A 25,360-nucleotide genomic window follows, 5' to 3' on the forward strand; every position below is an offset into this window, starting at 1 on the left:
TGTTATGTCGCTTGCAGGGATCTAGTTGGTCTGTGTGTCAGTGCCTTGCGCGGCTGGTGCGTTTGCATCAGGGGCAGGGATGGGAGCCGCCTGGCCCGTCTTGTCATCAGCGGCAGGTGCGGCGGCTGGCGTGGCCGGTTTGTCGCCTGAGAGTGAAACAGTCCAATCCTGCTTTTCACCGGTATCGACTTCGAAGAAGCCCTGCTGCTGGTAGCCACGGTCGGCACAATGCTCAAGGCCGCGGATGGTGAAAATCTTGTCCTTGATGCAGATCTTGGCCTGGCCACCCCACGAGCCGCCCTTTTCCTTATCAAGTGCGAAAATGTAATAATAGCGCGCGATCAGCGCACCCTTCAGCAGGCTGATGCAGCCTTGCGGCTTGGCCGTCCACCAGCCCTCAGAAGCCCAGCCTTCCTTGTCCTTGTAGCCGATGGCCACGCTGACCGAGGAGGTGGTGTTGTTGCAAAGCTTCAAGTCAGCCTTGGCGGGCAGGGAGGAGAGGCCAAAGAGGGCAAGCCCCAGGCCGGTAGCGATAAAAAAGCGTTTCATGCGCCCGTTCTCCACGTCCAATATAGCAAAACTTGGGCAAATCGCCCCAAACGGCAAATCACTAGGGGATTCTGCCCGGAGCGACAAGCCCTGCAAAAGCCTCGCGCAAGCTCCGCCCACCCCTGTGAATGACGGGGAGAGTTGGGTAACAGGCTTGGAATTCTCCAGCCTTTCGCCCTATATCACGGCCATGAAGCCTGATGACAAAACCCAGACCGAACTTGAAGCCGCAGCCTTTCGCAAGCTGCTTTCACACTTGCGTGAACGCACCGATGTGCAAAACCTCGATTTGATGAATTTGGCGGGGTTTTGCCGCAACTGCCTCTCCAACTGGTATGAAGCGGCAGCCAAGGAAAAGGGCCTCGACGTTTCGCGCGACGAAGCTCGGCAAATGGTCTATGGCATGCCCTATGACGAATGGAAGGCGATGCACCAGACGGGCCAGCCTGAAGACCTGAAAAAGCCATCACACCACTGATTTATTTAAGTTTGTAAGCGGAGAACTATCTTGGCCACCAAGACCAAAACCTCATTTGCCGAAGGCCAGCTCAAGACCATTGTTGAGCGCATCGAACGGCTGGAAGAAGAAAAGAAGGCCATCGCCGCCGATATCAAGGAAGTCTATGCCGAGGCCAAGGGCAATGGCTATGACATCAAGATCCTGCGCAAGGTGATTTCGCTGCGCAAGAAAGAGCCGGAAGAGCGCATGGAAGAAGAAGCGCTGCTCGACGTTTATCTCGCCGCACTGGGCATGGTGCCCGGCGAGGCTGAAGAAGCGGCCTAAGAGGCTTTCATGGCCAGCGTGAGCATCGTCGATGTCGCGCTGGTTCTGGCGGTCGATGTGTCCAGCAGCATGGATGCGGGCGACTTTGCGCTGCAGACCAGGGGCATTTCAAAAGCGCTGCGTGAGCCGGATATTCTGGAGGCCATCAAGGCCGGGCCGGCGGGCGCTGTAGCTTTAAGCCTGGTGCAGTGGTCCACCCCTTTGAAGCAAGTGACGTCGCTGCGATGGCGTGTGCTGGATTCGGAGGCCGCCCTTAAGGCGACGGCGGATGAAGTGGAAAATCTGCCACGCGATTGGCAGCCGGGCGGAACCGGGATGGCGGCGGCGTTGAAATATTGCACCCATGTTTTCGACGACTTGCACCTGAAAACCGGGCGCAAGGTGATTGATATTTCCGGCGATGGCGGCGACAGCGAGCATGGCAACATGGCGCAGGCGCGGGGCGGCGCTGTGGCCCGAGGAATCGTGATCAACGGCCTGCCGATCCTGACTGGCTCGCCGGAGATCCTGGCCTATTATTCCCGGACGGTGATTGGCGGGGAGGGCTGTTTTGTCGAGCCAGCGATCAATGACCAAGCCTTCAGCGAGGCCATGCACCGCAAGTTGCTGCGTGAGCTGCAAGCCGCCACGACTTGATTACATTGGCCTGAACCGTTATTCCGGCCTCACGAATTGAAGGATTGAAGATGGATTCCGCATTGCGCGTTGCCGACAAGAAAGACTGGATCAAGGGCGCCACCGGCGACTGGGAAGTGATCATCGGGCTGGAAGTCCATGCGCAAGTGCTGTCCAAGGCGAAGCTGTTTTCCGGCGCCTCGGCCGAATTCGGCGGCGACCCGAATGACCATGTTTCATTCGTGGATGCGGCGATGCCCGGCATGCTGCCGGTGATCAATGAGTTCTGCGTCGAGCAGGCCGTGCGCACGGGTCTTGGCCTCAAGGCGCAGATCAATGAAGTGTCGGTTTTTGACCGGAAGAATTATTTCTATCCGGATCTGCCGCAGGGCTATCAGATTTCGCAGTTCAAGCAGCCCATCGTGGGCGAAGGCATCGTCAGCGTCGATCTCGATGACGGCCAGGTTGTTCAAGTAGGTGTTGAACGCCTGCATCTGGAACAGGACGCCGGCAAGAGCCTGCACGACCAGCACCCGAATATGAGCTATGTCGATCTCAATCGCTCAGGCTGTGCGCTGATGGAAATCGTGTCGAAGCCTGACATGCGTTCGTCCGACGAAGCAAAAGCCTATGTGACCAAGTTGCGCCAGATCATGCGCTACCTTGGCACCTGCGATGGCAATATGGAACAGGGCTCGATGCGGGCCGATGTGAACGTTTCGGTGCGCCGCCCCGGCGCGGCTTTCGGCACGCGTTGCGAAATCAAGAATGTGAACTCGATCCGTTTCATGGGACAGGCGATTGAATTTGAGGCGCGTCGCCAGATCGGCATCATTGAAGATGGCGGATCGATCGCGCAGGAAACGCGCCTTTACGATGCCAAGAAGGGCGAGACGCGTTCGATGCGCTCCAAGGAAGAAGCGCATGACTACCGCTATTTCCCCGATCCTGATCTGCTGCCTTTGAAGCTGGACCCGGCGATGATCGCCGAGATCAAGCAGAGCCTGCCGGAATTGCCGGACGAAAAGCGCGCGCGGTTTGTATCGAGTTTCGGGTTGTCGGCTTATGACGCTGCCGTGCTGGTGGCGGAACAGACTTCTGCCTCCTTCTTTGAAGAAGTGGCCAAGGGCCGCGATGGCAAGCTTTCCGCCAATTGGGTGATCAATGAGCTTTTCGGCCGCCTGAACAAGGAAGGCAAAAGCGTTGAGGATTCACCAGTTTCGGCCGCACAGTTGGGCGGGCTGGTGGAGCTGATTTCCAAAGGCACCATCTCCGGCAAAATCGCCAAGGACGTGTTCGAAATCCTGTGGACCGAAGGTGGCGACCCTGCACAGATCGTGGAAGCCCGTGGCCTCGTGCAGGTCACTGATCTGGGTGCCATCGAGAAGGCGGTTGATGAGATTGTGGCCGCAAATCCCGATAAGGTTGAGGCGGTTAAGGCCAAGCCGACCATGCTGGGCTGGTTCGTCGGGCAGGTCATGAAGACCACCGGAGGCAAGGCCAATCCTGCTGCGGTGAACGATATCCTCAAGAAAAAGCTTGGTATTTCATAGGTTTATCAGGCGTTAACAATAGGTTTACAAGCCTTCCCCTTTTTGGGCCTCTCCTGTATAGTCCGTGGACTGATCATCAGTACACGAATTGTAGGAGTATGCTCCCATGGCGCAAAAGCCAAAGCGGGCGGTAGCAAAAAGCGCGACGAAGACCATGGCGAAAGCCAAGGCCTCGCCAGTCAAAAAGTCTCCCAAGAAGGAGAAGGGGCCCAGCCCGAAAGAGCGCCAGCGCTTCACGCTTTACGGCAGTGCCACGTCCGGCCCGACCTATACGGCTGCGCTCGCACTTTCGCTGATGAAGCATCCCTATTCCTATATTCACGTCAATCTGCGCGAAGGTGCGCACAAGCAGCCTGATTATCTGGTGAAGAACCGCTACGGGCAGGTGCCGGCGCTGCGTGACGGGCAGATTTATGCGGTGCAATCCGCTGCCATCCTGATGCATCTGGCTGAGAGTCTCGACAAGTTCAATTCCAAGGTGCCGGTGGAAAAGCAGCGCATCCGCGAGTGGCTGTTCTGGCAGTGGGACAAGCTGGCAGTGCCGGTGTTCCGCCTGCGTGCGCAGCAACGCGGCACGCGCCAGTTCGGTTCGGAAGTGCGCACCATGTATGATACCGAAGCCAAGGCGGCGCTTGCCGTTCTGGAACAGGAACTGGGCAAGTCGCCCTGGATCGTGGGAAAGAAGGCTTCGATTGCCGATATCGGCGTTTATGGTGTGCTGCGTTATGCGCCCGAAGCTGGCATTGACCTCTCGCATTATCCGCACCTGCAAGCATGGAAAAAGCATTTTGAGGAATTGCCGGGCTTTGCGACGCCCGAACAATTGCTGCCGCTGGAAAGCCGGCTTATTTAATAAGGGCGCAAATTCTGATCGCAAAAGTCTGCAACTTTTGCGGAGTGTGCGCTGTCACGGGTTGCCCCAGCTTTCATTGAAGATCAGGCTGTCGAGATCCAGCCGCTGGCGCCAGCCGCGCAGCTCCAGCTCTGGCGTGGCATAAAGCTCATCCACATATCCGATGCAGAGATAGGCTACCGGCACGACATGGTCAGGCAGTTGCAGGATTTTGCGCAGCTCGGCATCACGAACGATGCTTACCCAGCCCACACCGATGCCTTCGGCGCGTGCCGCCAGCCACAGGTTTTGCACGGCACAGACGGTGGAATAGAGATCAGTGTCATAATTGTGGGTGCGGCCCAGCACGACGGGGCCGCCGCGACTGCGGTCGCAAGTAATGCAGAGATTGATTGGTGCCGCTGAAATGCCTTCGAGTTTTAGAGACGAATAAAGCGCGCGGCGTTCATCCGGAAACAGCGCCGCCGCTTCATCATTGGCGCGGCTGAAGGCCATCTTCATCAAGGTTTTCTGGAAGACGCTTTTGATGACGATGAAATTCCATGGCTGCATGAAACCTACCGAAGGCGCGTGGTGGGCCGCCGTTAGCAGGCGCTTCAGAACATCGTCGGGAACTGGCTTGCCAGCCTTGAACTGGCTGCGCACATCACGGCGCGTGAAGATGGCCTTGTAAACGCTTTCGCGTTCCTCGGCGGAAAACTCTGAAGCTGCAACTGGCGCAACGGACGACATGTGCATGAGAGTCCCTTCTCTTGCATTGACCGATCACGCCGCCGTCCATACGGCGCGATCCTTTGTTGTCTGGCAGGTCTTCTGACTTCGGCTTCATCTGCCGCGAGCGCCTTCCCGGTTTTCACCAGTGGCCTTGCTACGGCATCCGCCTTACAGCGCTGGGCGCGTCACGGGTTTGCACCGTGTTCCCTATTCTCCCGCAGCCTTTTCAGGCCACAAGCACCAAACATGCCCTGACTAGACCGGGGCAGGCGGGTACGCAAGTGGGGTCAAGCAGCGGCTCTTGCCCGCGGATCGATCTCAAGCACGAATTCGTTGATCATGCGGCTGAGGGTTGCCGTCTGCTGGGTGAGGATGAGTGTGGACGAATTGATTTCCTCGGCCAAGGCGGCATTCTGCTGGGTGCTGCGGTCAAAATCATGGGCAGCGGAATTGACCTCGTCGAGGTTGGTTGCCTGCGAATGGGCGGCGGCGGCCATTTCATTGATCTTGTCGGTGACTTCCTCGACCTTGCCGACGATGTTGCTGAGCGCCGTGCCGGTCTGGCCCACCATGCTCACACCGTTCTGCACATCGTCAGTGGATTTGATGATCAGGCTCTTGATGCTCTTCGTCGCTTCCGATGAGCGCGCGGCGAGCGAACGCACTTCAGTTGCCACTACGGCAAAGCCCCGGCCGGCATCACCGGCACGCGCGGCTTCAACGCCGGCATTGAGTGCCAAAAGATTTGTCTGGAAGGCAATGTCCTCGATCAGGTTGGTGATCTTGGTCATTTCGATGGAGGAGACTTGGATGCGCTGGATTGCCTCAATGGTTTTGGCCACCACATCATTGCTGGCATGGGCTTCATGGCGGGCCGACAACGAAGCTTCGCTGGCCTGCTTGGCGCCATTGGCCGTCTGCTTCACTTTTATGGTGAGCTCGGACAGCGCTGATGTGGTTTCTTCAACGCCGGCAGCCTGACGCTCGGTGCGGGCGGACAGATCGGAGGCTGCTACAGAGATTTCCTGAGTGCCGAGCTTGATGGCATGGGTGGTCTGGGCCACGGTCTTGATTACCAAGCTGAGATTTTCAACGGTGGAATTGAAATCGCGACCCAGCTGCGCATAGGCCGGCGGCAGGTCTTCGATGCGGATGGTCAGGTCCTTCTTCGCGAGACGAGCCAGGCTCGTCGTGAGGGTCTGGATCAGCTGGCGGGTTTCTTCCATGTGACGCTGGGATTCTTCATCCGCCGAGCGCACCTGCAGAACCGTGGCGTCCAGATCAGCAATCAGCTTCTGGTTTTTTTCGTCGCCATTTTTCACGGCGGCAAGGGTCACGCCGAGATCGGCAATCACCTTGGACACTTTAACGCTGATGGCCATGAGCACTGCGGCTTCCAGCAGCAGGATCACGGCATGCAGCACGACGCGTTCCAAGCTGGCACCGCCCGGATAGACAGCTGATGCGAGGATGAATGTGAGTGTCAAATGGTGCACGGCGACTGTTGCTGTGCCAGCGACAATGACACGCCAATCGAGATAGCTGACGAGGATGGCCAGCATGGCAAAGTAGTACATGTGGACGTCAATTTGCCAACTGTGGTCACGCAACGCAGCAACGATCAACGATACCTGAATCATCAGGCAGGTTGCAGCAGCGACGCGGCCCAGAAATTTGTCACCGGATGTGCGCAGAAGAACTGCAGGCAGCAGGGCCGCGATCAATGCGGTGCTGGTGAGTATCAGTGTATTCGTGTCACGAAAAAAGCTGAGCCCCGCAATCAGTGGCAGGTGGAACCACAGCATGGCCAGGATGATGCTGTCGGAGCGCAGGCGCTGGGTTTCAATGTTCTCGTTCATGTTGATGCTCTCTCTCCGAAGCAGCCGGGAATAATGGATAAGTGCAGACGCAGCCACTCACCGCGAATTTTCGGCCGGGTGATTTCATTGGGAATGACGACGATGAAGGGCAGGCCACCGACACCGATCACCGGGCCGGATTCTCCGGCGGCGGCGAGGCTTGTGGCCTGGTTCCACCAGGGCGGAAGCACGACAGCGACCGTCTTGTCTTTGGCATCTGCAGTGGCGAGGCCGATGAACGACAGCAGGCTCATGGCTAGGAGTGAGCCGGCGGTAAACAGCGCACGCGCCATTACAGCACGGCCTCCAGATTCAAAATGTCCCCAAACATGGCCTTGGTGTTAGGGATACAAGCTTGTGTCGTGCTAGAAATTAATACCTCAAATCAGATGTATCAAAGGACACTATACCACTTATGCGTGTTCTCGCGTTTGGTTGCTTGTGTGCTGTTGGGGGGTATGTCAAGAAACTGCGCATGATGTCTGTTCGTGATTTGACCCGCTGAATGCCATACCGCAGGCCGCCAAGATTGACGATTGCCCCACTGATCATCGGCTTTGTCGCGCTCGTCATGATCGTGGCCATGACATTCTACATCAACGAGCGCGCGCGGCGGAATTTTGAGGATGTGAATTCGGTGCGTGCCTTGCGTGCCGCAACGTCAGAATTGCGTAGTGCTTTGCAAACGGCTGAGTCCAGCCAGCGCGGCTATCTCTATACGAGCAATGAAATCTATCTGGCGCCCTATGAGGTGGCCAAGACGCAAGCCGCCAAGCAGCTGAAGCAGGTGTTGATCGGTCTGGCGGATTATCCCGACCTGATCCCGGCGCGTGAGCGGCTGAGTGATCTGGTGGCACGCAAGATCACCGAGTTGGACCAGACCAACAAGCTGAAGCAGCAACGCGATGATGCGGGTGCATTGGCGATGGTGCAGACCAACAATGGCAAGGCCATGATGGATGAGGCCAATGTGTTTTTCAGCGGCATCACCCGGGCCACCGACGCAAGGCTTCTCGCGGATGTGGGCGAGCAGCAAACCAATGCTTCGGTGTTGCGCTGGGTTTCGATCATTGGCGCCTTCGTCATCATGGGCGTGGTGACGATGGCGGGCTATCTGTTCCTCAATTATGCGCGCGGCCTCGCAGAAGCGCAGGCTTCGGTGAGCGAGCTCAACGCCAGCCTCGAACAGCGGGTAGCGCTGCGCACCACTGAACTGGCGCAGACCAACGAAAAGCTGCGCGCGGCGCGTGACCGGGCCGAGGTGCTGCTGGCCGAAGTCAACCACCGCGTGGCCAATAGCCTGACCATGGTTTCAACACTGGTGAAACTGCAGGCCAACTCGCTGAAGGATAAGGCGGCGAAAGATGCGCTGGCTGAAACCCAGGACCGGATCTATGCGATCTCTTTGGTGCACCGAGAGCTCTACACATCAGGTGATGCGGTTTCAGTTTCGCTGGATACTTATCTCACCGGATTGATCAAGCACCTTGAAACCACGGTGCAAAGCCAGAATCGTGGCATTGCGTTGCGCTACCAGATTGCACAAGCTTTCCTGCCGGTGGACCAGACGATCAATCTGGGCGTGATCCTCAATGAATGGGTCAGTAATGCGGTGAAATATGCCTATCCATCAGGCGAAGGTGAAATTTCGATTGCACTTACGCTGACTGAATCCGGCAAAGCTGAATTCAAAGTGGTGGACAAGGGCGTGGGCCTCAAAGACGGCAAATCCATCGGCACGGGCTTTGGCACCAAGATCGTGCGTGCGATGGCCACCAGCCTGTCGGCCACGGCGGATTATTTGCCGGGCAATCCTGGCACCATCGCGCGGCTGGTGTTTGATGTGAATACCGATCCGAAGGGCCTTATGAAGCATGAATGAGGGCACGCGCTCCCTGTTTCTTGCGATTGCCATGGCGGCGCTTGCCGGAGCGCAGCCCGCGCACGCTGAAGCAGGTTCACAAGGGTTGACCGTGCCGGTGGTGCTTCCCGCGTTTGATCCTGCGGCTGCGCCTTGCCATGCGCCGCCTGATCTCAAGAAGGAACTGGTTTTCGCGCAGGACAATGAGCGCGACTTCATGAAAGGCACGAAGTTTGGCCTTGAGCAGGCCGCGAAGGACCATGGATTGGTTTTCCGTGTGGTGCTGGCAGACAACGACGCGGCACTTATGGCTGAGCAGATGCAAGCCCTGGCCGCAGACAAGACGGGTGCAATCGTGGTGGCGCCAATCAATGCGGCCATGTTGAAGCCCAAGCTGCAGCAAGTGCTATGGCAGGGCAGTTATGTGGGGGCGGTGGTGCCGCCACCTGCGACGACTATTCTCAATGCGCCACAATATCTCACGGGTCGGGTGCTGGGCGATGCGGCGGCGGCCTATATCAAAACGCATCTGGGTGGCAAGGCCGATGTGGTTCTGCTGACCCATGACAGTTTGCAGTTTCTGGCACCACGCTTTCGCGCCATCCGTGAGGCGCTGGAGGCCCTGCCGGAGGTGAACATCATCGCCGACATTTCACCCCCGACCGTGGATCGCGCGGGCGGTTACAAAACCATGGGCACCATTCTCTTGGCTAATCCGAATGTGGATGTTGTGTTGGGGGCCGATACGGTTGTGCTGGGCGCGCTGGCAGCCATACGTGATGCAAAGAAGGACCGGCCCGATCAATTCTTCGGCGGCATCGATGGCGAGGCCGAAGCGGTGGCGGAGATTCAGAAGGGTGGGCCTTACAAGATCACAGTGAGCCTGGCCTCACCGGTGTTTGGCTATGCGCTCGGCGCGCAAGGGGCCGACTGGCTCGAAGGAAAAAGCGTGCCGCAGGCGATGGATATCCTGCCCCACGCACTGACGACAGAAAATCTGGCCAGCTATCAGGCCGACCTTGCTGATCCGGGTGCTGTCTATGCCGACCCGGCGCGGCGGGCGCAGTATCTGAAGCTCTATGGCAATATCTGCTACGACACGCGCGAGCAGTATCTGGATTTTCCCTGGTCGTCGGAAGCCAGATAGGCGGCAGTGATTACGCCGCTGCCTTGGCTTGTGCCTGATGCGGGGCGAGCGAGCCGAAAACCACGAAGCTTGCCGCCGCCACAAGTCCCATCAAACCAGCCAGGAAGAAGGCCGGTGAATAGCTGCCTGCCGTATCGCGGATGTACCCCGCGCCGAAGGCCGCCACGGCGGCACCGATCTGGTGGCCGACAAGGACCCAACCGAACACAATGGGGGCTTCCTGCGTGCCAAACGTCCGGTTGGCGATGGCCAACGTGGGCGGCACGGTGGCGATCCAGTCGAGGCCATAGAACACTGCGAAGATGGCAAGGCTGAAGGGGCCGAAATCAATGAAAGGCAGGGCCACGAGCGAGGCGCCACGGAAGCCGTAATAGATCACCAGCAGTTTGCGCGGATCATAGCGGTCAGTCAGCCAGCCTGAGGCGGTGGTGCCGATCAGATCGAAAAGCCCCATGGTGGAGAGCAGGCCCGCAGCAGCCACAGGTGCGATGCCATGATCGCCGCAATAGGCAATCAGATGCGTGCCGACGAGGCCATTGGTGGTGAGGCCGCAGACAAAGAAGCTACCGAACAGAAGCCAGAAAGCCGGCACCTTGGTGGCGCGGGTGAGGGCCGAGATGGCGAGGCCCACGCTGGCGGGGCGGACGACTGGCGGCGGCGTATCAGGTGCTTCACCGAAGCGCACAGTATGCGCATCTTTCGGGGTTTCCGGAATGAGGAAGAAGACAAGCGGAATGAGTGCCAAGCAGGCGAGGCCGATGATGCGCACCACCGGCTGCCATTCGCCAGTGCTGGTGAGCCAGGCCATGAAAGGCAAGAAGATCAGCGAGCCGGTTGCGGTGCTGGCGGACAGCAACCCCATAACGAGGCCTTTGTTGGTGGCGAACCAGCGGTTGACGATGGCCGCACCCAGCACACTGGCGATTGCGCCACTGCCGACGCCAGAGACCACGCCCCATAACAGCAGGAACTGCCAGCTTGAAGTCATGAACTGGCTGAGGGTGATGGAAAGCGCCATCAGAGCAAGGCCCGCCATCATGGTGCGGCGGATGCCGATTGTCAGCATCAACGCGGCCGCAAACGGACCGACCAAGCCATAAATGAAGATGCCGGTGGCGGCGGTGAAGGAAATGGTGGCGCGGTCCCAGCCGAAGCTGGTTTCCAGCGGCTGGATGAGCACGCTGGGCGCGGAGCGCACGCCGGCTGCCACCAGAAGCGATAGGAAGGTGATGGCGGTGACGAGGACGGCGCGATGCTTGAGGATTGCGAGGTTCATTTCAGACCTGTGAAAGTTTGATGATGTCGGCGGAAAGAGCGTGAATGCTGGTCAAAGTGCTGCGGCCCAGCCGCTGCTCAATTTCGTCCTCGGCGCGCAGCCAGTCTTTTTCGGCTTTGGCGAGCAGGGATTTGCCGGCTTTGGTAAGCTTGGCTTGCCTCACATTGCCACGCGCGGCGGCGGCGATTGTGACGAGGCCCTCGCGCTCAACCGGCGCTATGGTGCGGTAAAGCGTGGTGCGGTCCATCACCATCAGATCCGCCAGATGGCTGAGGGTCACTTCGCCCTGGCGTGCGATGTTCCGCAGCAGGGAGAACTGGGTGATGGTGATGTTATGGGGCTTGAGGAAGTCATCATAAATGCCGGTCAGCACCCGCGATGCTTTGCGCAATGCCATGCAGGAGCAATGATGGGATTCGTGTGGATGCATATGCATCATGTATATGCATCCGCTTCTTCAAGTCAACCACCTTGCTCAGGTTGTAATGCTATCGAGGTCTGTTGTCTTTTCAGGAGCGTGCTGTTGACTCCGTCAGAAAAGGAAAGGCCGGCTTCCAAGGTTGATAGCACCAGGAAGACCGACCGTTGTGTCAGGTATGGCTAAAATCAGTGGCGTTCAGTGTGAAAACTGCACCGCCACGCGTTGTCAGTTAAGCGCAACCCTTGTGACATTGACACCGAGCTCATACACCAGTTGACCGCCATAGAACGCTGTGGCGCTTACCAAAGCACAACCCACGAGCGCAACGATTGCGAACGTGAAGGCACTGGCTCCAGTCAGCCGGACGTTGAGCCACCACAACAATGCACGGACCACGGCGTAGGCAGTGAATGCGACGGCGACAGCGGTTCCCAGCGATTCATGCATCTCCGCCACATCAGAGTGAAACCCCGTTGACTCTGCAACATCCAGGGCCATCCCTCCGAATACAAAAGCAGCAATGGCTGATGCAGCCGCAAGGAGCGCCAGCGTAAGTGACAGGTTCCCGGCTACTGTCCGTCCGGTAATGGACTTGCCCATGAAGGAGGCAATCGTGTCAAAGCCCAGCAACAAGAAAACCAAGACGATTGGAAAGTGTACGATCATAGGGTGGATGTGTTGGACAGGGATCATTTAAGGCTCCTAAAGTGAGATGGGCCATGACGGAACCGCGATCCGCCAGTTGTGAAGCTCGATCAAGGTCCACTGGCCTGCTGATTTGGAAAGACTGAATAAGCGATACGCCCGTGTATGGGAATTATGAGCCGCGGTATCTAAACTGGGGTCCAATGACTCTAAACTTCGGTCTTGAGCACGGATATGCCGAAGAATCTCGCTTCTCTCTAAACCCGGGTTGTATTGATCTTGGTAAATGTTTGCGAGTTGCGATCGCATTGAACACTTCGAGTAACGGCAAGAAGCAGGTATTCTTGTCGGGGTGATCGCGACATCCCCCTTCATCGGTGTTCAAAGGTTTTGGCTGCAAATGGCGGAAACGGAGGGATTCGAACCCTCGATACGCCTTACAGCGTATGACGATTTAGCAAACCGTTGCCTTCAGCCACTCGGCCACGTTTCCAGAACCTTTGGGTTCCGGGGCGACCTTTGCCTTGATTTGGAGCCGCTGGCAAGCACTTCGCCGCGAAAATGGAATGGGAACCGCTGCCTGCACCAGCGCGTTGCATGGGTGCGTCTCGGAAAGCTGGACATTACAAGCATCGTTGGTTAACTGAATTTTCGTGTGTTTGGCGGAAAGCTGTTCTAAGCAGGGCGTGAGATGGAGCGGATTATGAAGAAGTCATTGATTCTTGGTGTGGTTGTCGCTGCTGGCTTCATTGCTGGCGAGGCACAGGCCTTCGACACGTTCATCCCTATGGGTTTTGGCTATTCGACTGCGAACTCTGATCCAAGCATGCTGTCTGCCGCTGAGCGCAAGGCGATTGCCAAAGCCGACATTTATGAAACCGATATTTATCAGCGCCAGCTGCATGCGCGCCAGACCGACAGCCGGATGAGCCGCTTCATGAGCGACCGCAATTCGGACGGCACGGAAAATTTCCCGGAATATTGATCGCCCGGTGATTGATCGTCGGAAAATGTAAAGGGCCCCATCGGGGCCCTTCTTAGTTTGTAGATGGTCGCGAGCGTTTATCGCTTGTTCTTGTAATAGACGTCGAGGAAGACCGCGAGCATCAGCACCGCGCCCTTGATGACGAATTGCCAACCAATGTCGATGCCGAGGATCGACATGCCATTGTTCATCACGCCGATGATGAAGGCACCGATGACAGCACCTGTGACCTTGCCCACGCCGCCGGTGACGGCTGCGCCACCGATGAAGCAGGCGGCGATCACGTCCAGTTCCAGGCCTTGGCCGGCCTTTGGCGTGGCCACGTTGAGGCGGGCGGCATAGATCATGCCGCCAAGGGCCGCGAGCGCACCCATGATGGTGAAGATATAGAACGTAAGGCGTTCGGTGTTGATGCCGGACAGGCGCGTGGCCTTTTCATTGCCACCCAAAGCATAGATGCGGCGGCCAAAGGTGGTGCGGGTGGTGATGAAGATGAAGAGTGCGATCAGCACACCCATCACGATCAACACATTGGGCAAACCCTTGTATTCGGCCATCAACCAGGCGAAGCCGATGAAGGCCACTGCGATCAATCCGTTGCGGCCGGCGAAAATGGCATTGGGTTCTTCCGCCAGGCCATGCGCCATCTGGGCGCGGCGGTTCCTGATGTTGGAGAAAATCATCGCTGCAGCAATCAGCACGCCGATGACGACGCAGAGGAGATTGAAGCCTTCGCCATAGGCGAAGACATCCGGCAGATAGCCGTTGGACAGGCCCTGGAAGGTGGTGGGGAAGGGGCCGACCGAAGCGCCGCCGAGCACCTGCAATTGCAGGCCGCGGAAGATCAGCATGCCGGCCAGCGTGACGATGAAGGCAGGGATCTTGTGATAGGCCACGAAGTAGCCCTGCACCGCGCCAATCGCAGCACCCAGGATGATGCAGACTACGCTGGCGGAGAAGGAGTCAAACTTGAAGGGCAGCACGTCATCTTTGAAGAAGGGCATGGTGCCCGTCATCAGCAAGGCAGCAACACCGCCAATAAAGCCGGAGACCGAACCCACTGAAAGGTCGATATGGCCGGCGATGATGATGAGCAGCATGCCCAGCGCCATCACGATGATGTACGAATTCTGCAGGATGATGTTGGTGAGATTGACGGGCTTGAAAAGCACATGGTTGGTGGCGAATTCGAAGAAGATCATGATGGCGATCAGCGCGATCAGCAGCACATAGTCGCGCAGGTTAGCCTTGACGAATTGCCAGATGGAGGGGCTCTCGGCGGTGGAAGTCGTGCTCATGATCAGTGTTCCCAGGATTTCATGATGGTGCGCATGATGGCTTCTTGGCTGGCTTTGGCGGTGGGCATTTCGCCCACGAAGCGGCCTTCATTCATCACATAGATGCGGTCGGTGATGCCGAGGAGTTCAGGCATTTCGGAGGAAATGACGATCACCGCCTTGCCGCTTTCGGCCAGCTTGTTGATGATGCCATAGATTTCAAACTTGGCGCCCACATCGATACCGCGCGTGGGCTCATCGAGGATCAGCACATCAGGGCCGGAGAACAACCATTTCGACAGCACCACCTTCTGTTGGTTGCCGCCCGAGAGATTGCCGGTGGTCTGGTACACGCTGGAGCTCCGCACACCCAGATCCTTGCGGTAGCGGTTGGCGACTTGCAGTTCCGCAATGTCGTCCAGCACGCCGTTTTTTGACACGCCTTCGAGATTGGCCAAGGTTGTGTTGTGCTTGATATGGTCAATGAGGACGAGGCCGTAGGTCTTGCGGTCTTCGGTAACATAGGCCAGGCCCGAATCCATCGCCTTCTGAATGGTCGAGACGTCAGCCTGCTGGCCATGCATGAACACATCGCCACTGATCTTCTGGCCGTAAGCGCGGCCAAAGACTGACATGGCGAATTCCGTGCGGCCCGCGCCCATGAGGCCAGCAATGCCCACCACTTCGCCGGCCTTCACATTGAGATTGACGTTCTTGATGATCTGGCGATCCGGATAGATCGGGTGGAAGGCATTCCAGTTTTTCACCTCGAGCATGACTTCGCCAATCTTGGCGTCACGCGGCGGATAGCGCTCGGAGAGTTCGCGGCCCACCATGGCCTTGATGATGCGGTCTTCGTCGACCTTGCCGGTTTTGGTGTCTAGCGTATCGACCGTGCGGCCATCGCGGATCACGGTGATGCGGTCTGCCACCTTCATCACTTCATTGAGCTTGTGAGTGATCAGGATCGAGGAGATGCCTTGCGCCTTGAAGCCCTTCAGCAGCTCAAGCAGCGCATTGCTGTCGGTTTCGTTGAGCGAAGACGTGGGCTCATCGAGGATCAGCAGCTTCACGCTCTTGTTCAGCGCCTTGGCGATTTCGACCAGCTGCTGCTTGCCGGTGCCGATATCGGCGATGCGGGTGTTGGGATGTTCCTTGAGGCCGACCTTCTTGAGCAGTTCGCGGGTGCGCGAATGGGCTTCGAACCAGTTGATCACACCGGCCTTGGCGGTTTCCTGGCCGAGGAAAATGTTTTCGGCAATCGAGAGCAGGGGCACCAGCGCCAGCTCCTGATGGATGATGACAATACCGGCGTGTTCAGAATCCTTGATGCTGTTGAATTTCTGCGGCTGGCCTTCGAACAGGATTTCGCCATCAAAATCGCCATGCGGATAAACGCCGGAGAGCACCTTCATCAAGGTGGACTTGCCGGCGCCGTTTTCGCCAACCACGGCGAGGATCTCGCCCGGGAATGTGTTGATGTTCACATCGGTCAGAGCCTTCACGCCGGGGAAGGTCTTGGTGATGCCGCGCATTTCGAGAATGGGTTGCGGGCCGGAAGCTGGAACGGATGGTGCCATTTGCAGCCGGGCCAAAGGAATGTGTACTGGCTCGACCACAATGGAAGTCGGCGCCGCGGCGGTTTGTGGTGCTGCAACCTTCTTGGCAGCCACAGGCTTTTTGGCCGCTGGCTTGGCTGCCTTCGCTGACGATTTCTTTATAGATTTACGCCCCAACGCCCTTCGCCTCCACTTGATCCGGCAACTTTGCGCTGCTCTTGGCTGACCATGATGTCTTAGAAAAGAAGGCCCCGCAAGTCACCTTGCGAGGCCCATGATTTCAACTGAATATTACTTCAGCTTGTCGGCAGCGATGTAGCCGGAATCAACCAGGATCTTCTGGATGTCATCCTTGCCCACAACAACCGGAACCAGGAGGTTCGACGGAACAACCTTGACTTCGTTGTTGTAAGTCTTGGTGTCGTTGATTTCCGGTTCCTTGCCCTGGAGGGCAGCGTCAGCCATCTTGGCGGTGACGGAAGCCAGAACGCGCGTGTCCTTGAACACGGTCGAGTACTGTTCGCCAGCCAGCATGGCCTTCACCGACGGAACTTCAGCATCCTGACCGGTTACGATCGGGAAGTCCTTGCCCGGAGCATAGCCCACGCCCTTGAGCGAGGAGATGATGCCGCGCGACAGGCCGTCATAAGGCGAGAGAACGCCGTTGACCTTGTCCTTGGTGTAGGTCGAGGAGAGCAGGTTGTCCATGCGGGCCTGAGCCACAGCACCGTCCCAACGCAGCGTACCGACCTTGTCCATGCCCATCTGGCCGGAACCGATCTTGATGTCGCCGCTGTCGATCAGGGGCTTCAGGACAGACATAGCGCCATCATAGAAGAAGAAGGCGTTGTTGTCGTCCGGCGAGCCGCCGAACAGTTCGACGTTCAGCGGCTTCACGCCAGCAAAACGTTCCTTCATGCCGGCAACCAGCGAGGTGGCCTGCAGAACGCCAACCTTGAAGTTATCGAAGGTGGAGTAATAATCAACGTCGCCCGACTTCTTGATGAGACGGTCATAAGCGATAACCTTGGTGCCGGCAGCGTGGGCCTTCTTCAGCACGTCCGAGAGAGTGGTGCCGTCGATGGCGCCAATGATCAGAACCTTGGCACCCTTGGTGACCATGTTTTCGATCTGGGCGAGCTGGTTCGGAATATCATCTTCAGCGAACTGAAGGTCGGTGTCATAGCCAAGGGCCTTGAATTCCTTGACCATGGATTCGCCGTCGGAAATCCAACGGGTGGAAGACTTGGTGGGCATCGAAATGCCGATGAGGCCTTTGCCTTCGGCATGGGCAACGCCGGCAACCAGTGCAACAGCACCAGCAACGGACGAGGCCAAGAAGAGTCGACGATTAAACATGTAGTTCCTCCCTAGGGTGTTAAAGCGGCATGGAGGTTTCCTCCCTTGCCATGCCCGCTTCGCGGGACCATAAGCTGTCTTTTTTCGGTGTCAAGATTTGTATGACAATTAAGGCTAAGCATAGCGGCCAACGTGGTCGTACCAGTGGCACATCGCGTGGCGTGCGCAATTTGCATGCAGAGATCGCCTTCAAAATTGGTGAGCGCATTTGCAGCGGCGAGTTTCCATCAGGCTCGGTGCTGCCGAATGAAGCCGCTTGGGGCAAGCTTTTCGGCGCCAGCCGCACGGCGGTGCGCGAAGGCATGAAAGTGCTGCAGGCCAAGGGGCTGGTGATCTCGCGCCCGAAGATCGGTTCGCGTGTTGCACCGCGGGAAAGCTGGAACCTGCTCGACAAGGATGTGTTCGCCTGGCACGGCGCGGCCGTGGGCCGCAAGGCGTTCATCGCCACCACGCAGGAATTCCGCCGCCATATCGAGCCCGGCATTGCCGAGCTCGCAGCACTGAAACGCACGCCCGCGCAACTCGAAGCCATGGCGCATGCTTTGTCGCGGATGAGCGAGGCCGAGCGATTGGACAATGCGATTTCATCGGACGTTGCTTTTCACCGCGGGCTTCTGGCTGCTGCCAACAATGAACTGCTCAATCCCTTTGCCGTGCTGATCGAGCAGAGCCTGGGTTCGTTGTTTGAATTCACCACGCAAGTGAACCCGCGTTATCGCCAGGCCATCCATTTGCATGAGCGGATTTTCAAGGCGGTGAAGGAACAGGATTCAGAAGGTGCCCGCAAGGCGATGCAGGCGCTGATCTCGGACACCGACGATGTGTTGAGCGGCGAGCGGGCCGGGCAGAAATCCAAGTCGAAGCCGGGGCGGAGCTAGTCGCTGGCTTCAGCGAACAACCGTTCAAATTCGGTTTGATAGCGCATCGCCATCGGTTGATTGTTCCAGACCACCAAAGCATTCTCGGCGTTCCGTTCGGCAGCCGCGAAGGTGTAGTTGAACGATCCGGTCTGGACGTGTTTGCCATCCACCACGATGAATTTGTCATGCATGATCGCGTAGCGCGGGTTGGCTTTCACATCCACACCGCAGGCACTCATGTAGTCGCGCTTGGAACTGCTCCAGCCATTGCCATGCGGATTGGATTTGGCATCGAGCACGGCTGATACGGCCACACCGCGCGCCGCGGCACGACACATCGCATCAGCAATGGGTTTCGACGTCATCGAATACGCCGCCATGAAAACCGATGTATCGGCAGCCTCTATCACCTTGATCACCAGTCGCTCGGCTTGGCGCTGCGGCTTGGGAGCAAAGGCGATTTCGATCTGGCTGCCTGTTGGAATCCGCGTGCGGCCTTCAACGGTTTTGGGAACATCAATTGTGGAGGTAATGATCTGGTCAGCCACCGGAGGCTTCGCACGCTTGCGCAGTGCGGCCTCTGCACTTGAAAGCAAGGCGAGGCTCAGAGCCGTGGCAAAAAAGAATCGCGTCATCATCCTGCTCAGCAGAATGGTGACGCGTTAAGATGCCGTTAAGAATTGGATAGATCAGCCTTCGCGTTGACTGCCAAGGCGAGAATGACTTTTCGATGAAAAGTCATTCCGCTCTAGTGGCGCGAGGCGCTTTCTGCCTCAAGTTCGATGAGCCCGATGAGTGCTCCGGTCGAGTCAGTGACGACCGAGAGCTTGCCCACGCCAGGAATTTCCATCATCGGGCGCAGCACCTCGCCGCCTGCCTTCACGGCATCCGCCTCGGCCTGTTCCATGTCCGGCACGTTGAGGTAAGTCATCCAGTGTGAGGGGATCCCATCGTGATCAGGTGCGGTCAATTCATAGATGGCGCCTACAGTCTTGCCATCCTTGGTGGCCAGCCAGAAGCCGCCGCCGTCATTCAGCTCGGTCTGTTGGAACTCCCAACCCAGCGTGCTGCGATAAAAGGAGAGTGCCGCCTCCGGCTCCCAGGTGTTGAGCTCATGCCAGGCGTCGTGTTGCATCATCGTCATGTTGAGGTTCCCTCAGCTACTATTGAATTGAACATGCCGCCGTCCCGGGCGGGAAAGTCATCCCGCAATGGGGCGAAGGTGAGGCGCGAGTAGGGCGATACTGAGTTCCGGATTCTGACAGGCGGCTGACGCTGGCCCACAGCTTTGGCAGCGCATTAATCGGGATGGGGTTGCTGAGCGCCGAAACGTTTGCGAATAGGGGGCTTATGACGCACGATCACAACAATGCTGTGCGCATTCGGAGTCTGTGGCGGAGCCGGAAAAGGTGCCGGAGCCCGATTCTCACTATAAGGAGGCGGGGATGAGCATTACCTTCTTTATGTCGCTCATTTCGGTTGGCATCGCCTTGCAGGGTGCTATTGCCTTTTTGTGCTAAATAGCCTTTAGGTGCAGTGCAATATCCGCCGCATCCTGGCTGCGGGAGGAGGGGTCGCAACCCTCTCAAAAACCCCGCAAGAATCCAGTTGACCTCGTCAGACTCATCGCCTAATAGACGGCCACTTCCTAAAGGCAGGCCGTTGTGAGTTCGCCTCACAAAACGCTGACAGGGAAGTAAAAGATAAGAGATTTCAAGGTCATGCCCCTTAGAACCTGGCCGGTTCTTTGTCTGGGCCTCTGGTTTTGGCACTAAGCGGACCCGGACCGGGGCGCTTCTAGTGCTTTTTTCGTTTGCCCGGTCCGAATTGAATTTGAAGGTTTTCGAGGCTCATGCCGACAATTAACCAGCTCATCCGCAAGCCCCGCCTTGCACCGACCTACCGGAACAAGGTTCCGGCGATGCAGGCTTGCCCGCAAAAGCGTGGCGTTTGCACCCGCGTTTACACCACGACCCCAAAGAAGCCGAACTCGGCGCTCCGCAAGGTCGCCAAGGTGCGCCTGACCAACGGCTTTGAAGTCGTGAGCTATATTCCAGGCGAAGGCCATAACCTGCAGGAACACTCAGTCGTCATGATCCGTGGCGGCCGTGTGAAGGACTTGCCGGGCGTTCGTTACCACATCATCCGCGGCATCCTCGATACGCAGGGTCTGCCGAAGCGCCGCCAACGCCGTTCGAAGTACGGCGCGAAGCGTCCGAAGTAAGAGGATTTAAGAATGTCACGTCGTCACGCAGCTGAAAAACGCGTCATCAACCCAGATCCGAAGTTTGGTGATCTGATTGTTGGCAAATTCATGAACAACCTCATGGAAGACGGCAAGAAGTCCGTCGCCGAAGGCATCGTCTATGGCGCCTTCGAAATCATCCAGTCCAAGGGCAAGACCGACCCGGTGCAGATGTTCCATTCTGCTCTCGAAAACGTCGCTCCGGCCATCGAAGTGCGTTCGCGCCGCGTTGGCGGTGCAACGTACCAGGTTCCTGTCGAAGTGCGCACCGAGCGCCGCCAGGCTCTCGCCATCCGCTGGATCATCACTGCAGCCCGTGGCCGCAATGAAAAGACCATGATTGAGCGTCTGTCTGCTGAGCTTCTCGATGCCGGCAACAACCGCGGCTCGGCCGTGAAGAAGCGCGAAGACACCCATAAGATGGCCGAAGCCAACCGCGCTTTCAGCCATTACCGCTGGTAATCAGAGAATATCATGGCACGCACGCACGAACTTCAAAATTACCGCAACTTCGGCATCATGGCTCACATCGATGCCGGCAAGACCACTGCGACCGAACGTATTCTTTATTACTCGGGCAAGACCCACAAAATCGGCGAAGTGCATGACGGCGCTGCCACCATGGATTTCATGGAGCAGGAACAAGAGCGCGGCATCACCATCACGTCGGCTGCCACCACCACCACGTGGAACGGCATGCGCCTGAACATCATCGACACCCCCGGCCACGTGGACTTCACCATTGAAGTTGAACGTTCGCTGCGCGTGCTCGACGGCGCTGTCTGCGTGCTCGATTCGAACCAGGGTGTTGAACCCCAGACCGAAACCGTGTGGCGCCAAGGCGACAAGTACATGGTTCCGCGCATCGTGTTCTGCAACAAGATGGACAAGACCGGCGCATCGTTTGAACAATGCGTCAAGGACATCAAGGAGCGCCTCGGTGCCCGTCCGGTTCCGATCCAGCTGCCGATCGGTTCTGAAGCCAACTTCAAGGGTATCGTTGACCTCGTCCGCATGAAGGCGGTTGTCTGGGATAACGAAGAACTCGGCGCTTCTTTCCACGACGAAGAAATTCCGGCCGACATGCTCGACGCTGCCAAGCAGGCCCGCGCCGACATGATCGAAGCCTGTGCCGAACTCGATGACAAGGCGATGGATGACTATCTCAATGGTATCGAGATGGACAACGCGACCATCAAGAAGCTGCTCCGCAAGGCCGTTCTGAACGCTTCGTTCTTCCCGGTTCTGTGTGGCTCGGCCTTCAAGAACAAGGGCGTGCAGCCTTTGCTCGACGCTGTTTGCGACTACCTGCCTTCGCCGCTGGATCGCCCCGCGATCAAGGGTATCGACGTGAAGACCGGTGGCGAAACCACCCGTCCTTCGTCGGACACCGAACCGCTCGCTCTGCTGGCCTTCAAGTTGATGGATGACCAGTATGGCATTCTGACTTTCTGCCGCATCTATTCCGGCGTTCTGGCCAAGGGCACGACCCTGCTGAACTCCACCCGCGACAAGTCGGAGCGTGTGGGCCGCATGGTTCTCATGCATGCCAACAACCGTGAAGAAATTGCTGAAGCCCATGCTGGCGACATCGTCGCTCTCGTTGGCCTCAAGGATACCCGCACCGGCGACACGCTGTGCGATCCGGCCAAGCCCGTCATTCTCGAAAAGATGGAGTTCCCTGAACCCGTCATCGAAATGAAGGTGGAACCGAAGACCAAGGTTGACCAGGAAAAGATGGCCGTTGCCCTCTACAAGCTGGCTGCTGAGGATCCGTCCTTCCGTGTTTCGACCGACTCTGAGTCTGGCGAAACCATCATCAAGGGCATGGGCGAACTTCACCTCGACATCAAGGTCGACATCCTGAAGCGCACCCACAAGGTTGAAGTTGTGGTTGGTGCTCCGCAGGTTGCCTACCGCGAAGCCATCACCCGCAAGGTGACCAAGGATTACACCCACAAGAAGCAGACCGGTGGTACGGGCCAGTATGCCCGCGTCATCCTCGAAATCGAACCCGCCGAAACCGGCACGGGCAATTCGTTTGAATCGAAGGTCGTTGGTGGTTCAGTGCCGAAGGAATACATCCCCGGCGTTGAAAAGGGCCTGAACTCGGTTCTGACCGCTGGTCCGCTGATCGGCTTCCCGGTTGTTGACCTCAAGGTGGCCCTGATCGACGGCGCCTACCATGACGTTGACTCCTCGGCCATCGCCTTCGAAATCGCGACCCGCGCCGCCATGCGCGAAGCGTTCGAAACCGCTGGCCCGGTTCTTCTCGAACCGATCATGAAGGTCGAAGTTACGGCTCCAGATGAATATCTGGGTGGCGTGATCGGCGACTTGAACTCACGCCGTGGCCAGATCATGGGCACCACGACCCGTGGCAACGCCCAGATCGTGAATGCCATGGTGCCGCTGGCCAACATGTTCGGCTACATCAACAACCTGCGCTCGATGAGCCAGGGCCGCGCATCCTACACGATGCAGTTCGACCATTATGAGCAGGTACCAACTGCCGTGGCCGAAGAAGTTAAAAAGAAATATTCGTAATCAGGATTGACGGAGAACCGCCATGGGAAAAGAGAAATTCAACCGCGACAAGCCGCATTGCAACATTGGCACGATTGGCCATGTTGACCACGGCAAGACCTCGCTGACGGCTGCGATCACCAAGATCCTGGCTGAAACCGGTGGCGCAACGTTCATGGCTTATGACCAGATCGACAAGGCGCCGGAAGAAAAGGCGCGCGGCATCACGATCAACACGGCCCACGTTGAGTACCAGACCAAGGCGCGCCATTACGCCCACGTCGATTGCCCCGGCCATGCTGACTATGTGAAGAACATGATCACCGGCGCTGCCCAGATGGACGGCGGCATTCTGGTTGTGTCGGCTGCTGACGGCCCGATGCCGCAGACCCGCGAGCACATCCTGTTGGCCCGCCAGGTTGGCGTTCCGGCACTTGTTGTGTTCATGAACAAGGTCGACATGGTTGACGATCCGGAACTCCTGGAACTCGTCGAAATGGAAGTGCGCGAGCTCCTGAGCTCGTACCAGTTCCCCGGCGACACCATTCCGATCACCAAGGGTTCGGCTCTCTGCGCACTCGAAGGCACCAAGCCTGAGATCGGCCGCGATGCCATTCTCGCTCTGATGAAGACGGTTGACGAATACATTCCGCAGCCGGAGCGTCCGATTGACCAGCCGTTCCTGATGCCGATCGAAGACGTGTTCTCGATCTCGGGCCGTGGCACGGTTGTGACCGGCCGTGTGGAACGTGGCATTGTGAAGGTGGGCGAGGAAATCGAAATCATCGGTATCCGCGACACCGTCAAGACCACCTGCACGGGCGTTGAAATGTTCCGCAAGCTGCTCGATCAGGGCCAGGCTGGCGACAACATCGGCGCGCTGCTGCGTGGTGTGGAACGTGAAGGCGTTGAGCGTGGCCAGGTTCTGGCCAAGCCGGGCTCGATCAAGCCGCACAAGAAGTTCATGGCCGAAGTCTACATTCTGACCAAGGAAGAGGGTGGCCGTCATACGCCGTTCTTCAACAACTACCGTCCGCAGTTCTACTTCCGCACCACGGACGTGACCGGTGTTGTGACTCTGCCGGCTGGTACTGAAATGGTGATGCCGGGCGACAACGTGTCGTTCGACGTTGACCTGATCACCCCGATCGCCATGGAAGAGAAGCTGCGCTTCGCCATCCGTGAAGGCGGCCGCACCGTCGGCGCCGGCGTCGTCGCCAAGATCAACGAGTAGTAGAGGCAGATATGCAACGCCAAAACATCCGCATCCGCCTCAAGGCCTTCGATCACCGCATTCTCGACAACTCCACCAAGGAGATCGTGAATACGGCGAAGCGCACCGGCGCCCAAATTCGTGGCCCGGTTCCGCTGCCGACCCGGATTGAGAAGTTTACCGTCAACCGTTCACCCCACGTTGACAAGAAGAGCCGTGAACAGTTCGAAATGCGTACACACCGTCGCCTTTTGGACATCGTGGATCCGACCCCACAGACGATTGATGCGCTGATGAAGCTTGATCTGGCTTCCGGCGTTGACATTGAAATCAAGCTCTAAGAGCTGAAGTAGGAGCAAGACGATGCGTTCTGGCATCATGGCAAGAAAACTGGGGATGACCCGGATTTACACGGAAGAGGGAGCAGCTGTTCCTGTGACCGTGTTGAAGGTTGATAACGTTCACGTCGTTGGTCACAAGACCAAGGACAAGCATGGCTACACCGCTGTGCAGTTGGGCTCTGGCACCATCAAGGTGAAGAACCTCACCAAGGCTGATCGCGGCGTGTTCGCCAAGGCCTCGGTTGAGCCGAAGCGCAAGCTGCAGGAATTCCGCGTGTCGGAAGATGGCGTGATGCCTGTTGGCGCTGAAGTGACTGCTGACCACTTTGTGGCCGGCCAGTTCGTTGACGTGACCGGCACCTCCAAGGGTAAGGGTTTCCAGGGCGGTATGAAGCGCTGGAACTTCCGGGGCTTGCGCGCCACCCACGGTGTGTCTGTGAGCCATCGTTCGATCGGTTCGACGGGTAACCGTCAGGACCCGGGCAAGGTGTTCAAGAACAAGAAGATGCCTGGTCATCTCGGTTCTGAAACCGTGACCACGCAGAATATTGCTGTTGTCCGCACCGACAAGGAACGCGGCCTGATCCTGGTCAAGGGTTCGGTTCCGGGTTCGCAGGGCGGCTGGGTAACGGTGCGTGATGCCGTGAAGCGCAAGCTTCCGGACGCTGCGCCGAAGCCGGGTGCTTTCACTGCCGCAACGGCACAAGGTTGAGTTTGA

27 protein-coding genes, 1 tRNA gene and 1 riboswitch are annotated in these 25,360 nt (G+C 57.8%); of the genes, 15 read left to right on the forward strand and 13 right to left on the reverse strand.

What is annotated here, in order from left to right; translation table 11 throughout:
• Positions 1-21: 21 nt before the first annotated feature.
• A complete protein-coding gene (locus F8B91_RS04005) occupies positions 22-549 on the reverse strand; it encodes a DUF1036 domain-containing protein (RefSeq protein ID WP_196502412.1) in 528 nt (175 codons plus the stop codon).
• Positions 550-739: 190 nt separating this feature from the next.
• Between F8B91_RS04005 and F8B91_RS04010 the strand changes: the two genes are divergently transcribed.
• The 5 genes from F8B91_RS04010 to F8B91_RS04030 all read left to right on the forward strand — a co-directional run bounded on the left by F8B91_RS04010 (position 740) and on the right by F8B91_RS04030 (position 4,354).
• Positions 740-1,027: a DUF1244 domain-containing protein gene (locus tag F8B91_RS04010; protein ID WP_196503881.1), complete on the forward strand. Its 288-nt coding sequence runs from the start codon at positions 740-742 to the stop codon at positions 1,025-1,027.
• Positions 1,028-1,057: 30 nt separating this feature from the next.
• On the forward strand, positions 1,058-1,333 hold the full coding sequence (locus tag F8B91_RS04015; RefSeq protein ID WP_196502413.1) for a DUF2312 domain-containing protein: 276 nt from the start codon (positions 1,058-1,060) through the stop codon (positions 1,331-1,333).
• Positions 1,334-1,342: 9 nt separating this feature from the next.
• Positions 1,343-1,969, forward strand: a complete 627-nt coding sequence (locus tag F8B91_RS04020) for a DUF1194 domain-containing protein (protein WP_196502414.1) — start codon at positions 1,343-1,345, stop codon at positions 1,967-1,969.
• A 50-nt stretch (positions 1,970-2,019) separates the two neighbouring features.
• Entirely contained in the window at positions 2,020-3,501 is a 1,482-nt protein-coding gene (gatB, locus tag F8B91_RS04025; protein ID WP_196502415.1) for an Asp-tRNA(Asn)/Glu-tRNA(Gln) amidotransferase subunit GatB, read from the forward strand.
• A 106-nt stretch (positions 3,502-3,607) separates the two neighbouring features.
• Complete coding sequence (locus tag F8B91_RS04030) at positions 3,608-4,354, forward strand: glutathione S-transferase family protein (RefSeq protein ID WP_196502416.1); 747 nt, start codon at positions 3,608-3,610, stop codon at positions 4,352-4,354.
• A gap of 54 nt (positions 4,355-4,408) precedes the next feature.
• Here F8B91_RS04030 and bluB read toward each other — a convergent pair whose 3' ends face one another.
• From bluB to F8B91_RS04045, 3 genes are all read right to left on the reverse strand, one after another.
• Positions 4,409-5,092 (reverse strand): 5,6-dimethylbenzimidazole synthase, encoded by a 684-nt coding sequence (gene bluB / locus F8B91_RS04035; RefSeq protein WP_246714955.1) that lies wholly within the window; start codon positions 5,090-5,092, stop codon positions 4,409-4,411.
• A gap of 48 nt (positions 5,093-5,140) precedes the next feature.
• Positions 5,141-5,328, reverse strand: a riboswitch (cobalamin riboswitch).
• Positions 5,329-5,355: 27 nt separating this feature from the next.
• Positions 5,356-6,927: a methyl-accepting chemotaxis protein gene (locus tag F8B91_RS04040; protein WP_196502417.1), complete on the reverse strand. Its 1,572-nt coding sequence runs from the start codon at positions 6,925-6,927 to the stop codon at positions 5,356-5,358.
• Positions 6,924-7,220, reverse strand: coding sequence for a hypothetical protein (locus F8B91_RS04045; RefSeq protein WP_196502418.1), 297 nt, complete (start codon positions 7,218-7,220; stop codon positions 6,924-6,926). The genes F8B91_RS04040 and F8B91_RS04045 overlap by 4 nt, the downstream gene beginning before the upstream one ends.
• Positions 7,221-7,456: 236 nt before the next feature.
• On the opposite strand from F8B91_RS04045, the gene F8B91_RS04050 reads away from it, so the two are divergent.
• Positions 7,457-8,809, forward strand: a complete 1,353-nt coding sequence (locus F8B91_RS04050) for a sensor histidine kinase (RefSeq protein ID WP_196502419.1) — start codon at positions 7,457-7,459, stop codon at positions 8,807-8,809.
• A complete protein-coding gene (locus tag F8B91_RS04055; RefSeq protein WP_196502420.1) occupies positions 8,802-9,935 on the forward strand; it encodes a sugar ABC transporter substrate-binding protein in 1,134 nt (377 codons plus the stop codon). The genes F8B91_RS04050 and F8B91_RS04055 overlap by 8 nt, the downstream gene beginning before the upstream one ends.
• 10 nt (positions 9,936-9,945) lie before the next feature.
• Here the strand turns inward: F8B91_RS04055 and F8B91_RS04060 are convergent, their stop codons facing one another.
• The 4 genes from F8B91_RS04060 to F8B91_RS04075 all read right to left on the reverse strand — a co-directional run bounded on the left by F8B91_RS04060 (position 9,946) and on the right by F8B91_RS04075 (position 12,770).
• Positions 9,946-11,211 (reverse strand): MFS transporter, encoded by a 1,266-nt coding sequence (locus F8B91_RS04060; protein ID WP_196502421.1) that lies wholly within the window; start codon positions 11,209-11,211, stop codon positions 9,946-9,948.
• A gap of 1 nt (position 11,212) precedes the next feature.
• Positions 11,213-11,608, reverse strand: a complete 396-nt coding sequence (locus F8B91_RS04065) for a MarR family winged helix-turn-helix transcriptional regulator (RefSeq protein WP_196502422.1) — start codon at positions 11,606-11,608, stop codon at positions 11,213-11,215.
• A 249-nt stretch (positions 11,609-11,857) separates the two neighbouring features.
• Complete coding sequence (locus tag F8B91_RS04070) at positions 11,858-12,325, reverse strand: DUF2231 domain-containing protein (RefSeq protein WP_196502423.1); 468 nt, start codon at positions 12,323-12,325, stop codon at positions 11,858-11,860.
• A 353-nt stretch (positions 12,326-12,678) separates the two neighbouring features.
• Positions 12,679-12,770, reverse strand: a tRNA-Ser gene (locus F8B91_RS04075).
• Between the two features lie 210 nt (positions 12,771-12,980).
• Between F8B91_RS04075 and F8B91_RS04080 the strand changes: the two genes are divergently transcribed.
• The gene (locus F8B91_RS04080) at positions 12,981-13,262 is read left to right on the forward strand and encodes a hypothetical protein (protein ID WP_196502424.1); all 282 of its coding nucleotides are present in this window, start codon (positions 12,981-12,983) and stop codon (positions 13,260-13,262) included.
• Between the two features lie 77 nt (positions 13,263-13,339).
• On the opposite strand, the gene mmsB is transcribed toward F8B91_RS04080, so the two are convergent.
• From mmsB to chvE, 3 genes are all read right to left on the reverse strand, one after another.
• On the reverse strand, positions 13,340-14,566 hold the full coding sequence (mmsB, locus tag F8B91_RS04085) for a multiple monosaccharide ABC transporter permease (protein WP_432432038.1): 1,227 nt from the start codon (positions 14,564-14,566) through the stop codon (positions 13,340-13,342).
• Positions 14,563-16,119, reverse strand: coding sequence for a multiple monosaccharide ABC transporter ATP-binding protein (gene mmsA, locus F8B91_RS04090; RefSeq protein ID WP_196503883.1), 1,557 nt, complete (start codon positions 16,117-16,119; stop codon positions 14,563-14,565). Before mmsA ends, mmsB begins: the two co-directional genes overlap by 4 nt.
• A 270-nt stretch (positions 16,120-16,389) precedes the next feature.
• Entirely contained in the window at positions 16,390-17,457 is a 1,068-nt protein-coding gene (chvE, locus tag F8B91_RS04095; RefSeq protein ID WP_196502426.1) for a multiple monosaccharide ABC transporter substrate-binding protein, read from the reverse strand.
• Positions 17,458-17,558: 101 nt separating this feature from the next.
• Between chvE and F8B91_RS04100 the strand changes: the two genes are divergently transcribed.
• Positions 17,559-18,335 carry a FadR/GntR family transcriptional regulator gene (locus F8B91_RS04100; RefSeq protein WP_196502427.1) on the forward strand — a complete coding sequence of 259 codons (777 nt, stop codon included), beginning with the start codon at positions 17,559-17,561 and terminating at the stop codon, positions 18,333-18,335.
• Here the strand turns inward: F8B91_RS04100 and F8B91_RS04105 are convergent.
• Both F8B91_RS04105 and F8B91_RS04110 read right to left on the reverse strand, forming a co-directional pair.
• Complete coding sequence (locus tag F8B91_RS04105) at positions 18,332-18,952, reverse strand: phospholipase D-like domain-containing protein (protein ID WP_196502428.1); 621 nt, start codon at positions 18,950-18,952, stop codon at positions 18,332-18,334. The genes F8B91_RS04100 and F8B91_RS04105 overlap by 4 nt on opposite strands.
• Positions 18,953-19,065: 113 nt before the next feature.
• Positions 19,066-19,461, reverse strand: coding sequence for a VOC family protein (locus tag F8B91_RS04110; RefSeq protein ID WP_196502429.1), 396 nt, complete (start codon positions 19,459-19,461; stop codon positions 19,066-19,068).
• Positions 19,462-20,169: 708 nt separating this feature from the next.
• Between F8B91_RS04110 and rpsL the strand changes: the two genes are divergently transcribed.
• From rpsL to rplC, 6 genes are read left to right on the forward strand one after another with little or no spacing between them, the layout of a single operon-like run.
• Complete coding sequence (rpsL, locus tag F8B91_RS04115) at positions 20,170-20,541, forward strand: 30S ribosomal protein S12 (RefSeq protein WP_196502430.1); 372 nt, start codon at positions 20,170-20,172, stop codon at positions 20,539-20,541.
• A gap of 12 nt (positions 20,542-20,553) precedes the next feature.
• On the forward strand, positions 20,554-21,024 hold the full coding sequence (gene rpsG / locus F8B91_RS04120; RefSeq protein ID WP_196502431.1) for a 30S ribosomal protein S7: 471 nt from the start codon (positions 20,554-20,556) through the stop codon (positions 21,022-21,024).
• A gap of 12 nt (positions 21,025-21,036) precedes the next feature.
• Positions 21,037-23,109 carry an elongation factor G gene (gene fusA / locus F8B91_RS04125; protein ID WP_196502432.1) on the forward strand — a complete coding sequence of 691 codons (2,073 nt, stop codon included), beginning with the start codon at positions 21,037-21,039 and terminating at the stop codon, positions 23,107-23,109.
• A 22-nt stretch (positions 23,110-23,131) separates the two neighbouring features.
• Positions 23,132-24,322 (forward strand): elongation factor Tu, encoded by a 1,191-nt coding sequence (tuf, locus tag F8B91_RS04130; RefSeq protein WP_196502433.1) that lies wholly within the window; start codon positions 23,132-23,134, stop codon positions 24,320-24,322.
• An 11-nt stretch (positions 24,323-24,333) separates the two neighbouring features.
• A complete protein-coding gene (gene rpsJ / locus F8B91_RS04135; RefSeq protein WP_196502434.1) occupies positions 24,334-24,642 on the forward strand; it encodes a 30S ribosomal protein S10 in 309 nt (102 codons plus the stop codon).
• 22 nt (positions 24,643-24,664) lie between these two features.
• Positions 24,665-25,354, forward strand: coding sequence for a 50S ribosomal protein L3 (rplC, locus tag F8B91_RS04140; RefSeq protein ID WP_196502435.1), 690 nt, complete (start codon positions 24,665-24,667; stop codon positions 25,352-25,354).
• Positions 25,355-25,360: the final 6 nt, after the last annotated feature.

Origin of the sequence: Aestuariivirga litoralis, assembly GCF_015714715.1 — a bacterium.
GTDB lineage: Bacteria > Pseudomonadota > Alphaproteobacteria > Rhizobiales > Aestuariivirgaceae > Aestuariivirga > Aestuariivirga litoralis_A.

Excerpts from the sequence above, each read along its gene's own strand:
- F8B91_RS04005 (WP_196502412.1), bottom strand. The coding sequence starts at position 549 with ATGAAACGCTTTTTTATCGCTACCGGCCTGGGGCTTGCCCTCTTTGGC.
- F8B91_RS04010 (WP_196503881.1), top strand. The coding sequence starts at position 740 with ATGAAGCCTGATGACAAAACCCAGACCGAACTTGAAGCCGCAGCCTTT.
- F8B91_RS04020 (WP_196502414.1), top strand. The coding sequence starts at position 1,343 with ATGGCCAGCGTGAGCATCGTCGATGTCGCGCTGGTTCTGGCGGTCGAT.
- gatB (WP_196502415.1), top strand. The coding sequence starts at position 2,020 with ATGGATTCCGCATTGCGCGTTGCCGACAAGAAAGACTGGATCAAGGGC.
- F8B91_RS04030 (WP_196502416.1), top strand. The coding sequence starts at position 3,608 with ATGGCGCAAAAGCCAAAGCGGGCGGTAGCAAAAAGCGCGACGAAGACC.
- bluB (WP_246714955.1), bottom strand. The coding sequence starts at position 5,092 with ATGCACATGTCGTCCGTTGCGCCAGTTGCAGCTTCAGAGTTTTCCGCC.
- F8B91_RS04040 (WP_196502417.1), bottom strand. The coding sequence starts at position 6,927 with ATGAACGAGAACATTGAAACCCAGCGCCTGCGCTCCGACAGCATCATC.
- F8B91_RS04045 (WP_196502418.1), bottom strand. The coding sequence starts at position 7,220 with ATGGCGCGTGCGCTGTTTACCGCCGGCTCACTCCTAGCCATGAGCCTG.
- F8B91_RS04055 (WP_196502420.1), top strand. The coding sequence starts at position 8,802 with ATGAATGAGGGCACGCGCTCCCTGTTTCTTGCGATTGCCATGGCGGCG.
- F8B91_RS04060 (WP_196502421.1), bottom strand. The coding sequence starts at position 11,211 with ATGAACCTCGCAATCCTCAAGCATCGCGCCGTCCTCGTCACCGCCATC.
- F8B91_RS04065 (WP_196502422.1), bottom strand. The coding sequence starts at position 11,608 with ATGGCATTGCGCAAAGCATCGCGGGTGCTGACCGGCATTTATGATGAC.
- F8B91_RS04070 (WP_196502423.1), bottom strand. The coding sequence starts at position 12,325 with ATGATCCCTGTCCAACACATCCACCCTATGATCGTACACTTTCCAATC.
- F8B91_RS04080 (WP_196502424.1), top strand. The coding sequence starts at position 12,981 with ATGAAGAAGTCATTGATTCTTGGTGTGGTTGTCGCTGCTGGCTTCATT.
- mmsA (WP_196503883.1), bottom strand. The coding sequence starts at position 16,119 with ATGGCACCATCCGTTCCAGCTTCCGGCCCGCAACCCATTCTCGAAATG.
- chvE (WP_196502426.1), bottom strand. The coding sequence starts at position 17,457 with ATGTTTAATCGTCGACTCTTCTTGGCCTCGTCCGTTGCTGGTGCTGTT.
- F8B91_RS04100 (WP_196502427.1), top strand. The coding sequence starts at position 17,559 with ATGACAATTAAGGCTAAGCATAGCGGCCAACGTGGTCGTACCAGTGGC.
- F8B91_RS04105 (WP_196502428.1), bottom strand. The coding sequence starts at position 18,952 with ATGACGCGATTCTTTTTTGCCACGGCTCTGAGCCTCGCCTTGCTTTCA.
- F8B91_RS04110 (WP_196502429.1), bottom strand. The coding sequence starts at position 19,461 with ATGACGATGATGCAACACGACGCCTGGCATGAGCTCAACACCTGGGAG.
- rpsL (WP_196502430.1), top strand. The coding sequence starts at position 20,170 with ATGCCGACAATTAACCAGCTCATCCGCAAGCCCCGCCTTGCACCGACC.
- rpsG (WP_196502431.1), top strand. The coding sequence starts at position 20,554 with ATGTCACGTCGTCACGCAGCTGAAAAACGCGTCATCAACCCAGATCCG.
- fusA (WP_196502432.1), top strand. The coding sequence starts at position 21,037 with ATGGCACGCACGCACGAACTTCAAAATTACCGCAACTTCGGCATCATG.
- tuf (WP_196502433.1), top strand. The coding sequence starts at position 23,132 with ATGGGAAAAGAGAAATTCAACCGCGACAAGCCGCATTGCAACATTGGC.
- rpsJ (WP_196502434.1), top strand. The coding sequence starts at position 24,334 with ATGCAACGCCAAAACATCCGCATCCGCCTCAAGGCCTTCGATCACCGC.
- rplC (WP_196502435.1), top strand. The coding sequence starts at position 24,665 with ATGCGTTCTGGCATCATGGCAAGAAAACTGGGGATGACCCGGATTTAC.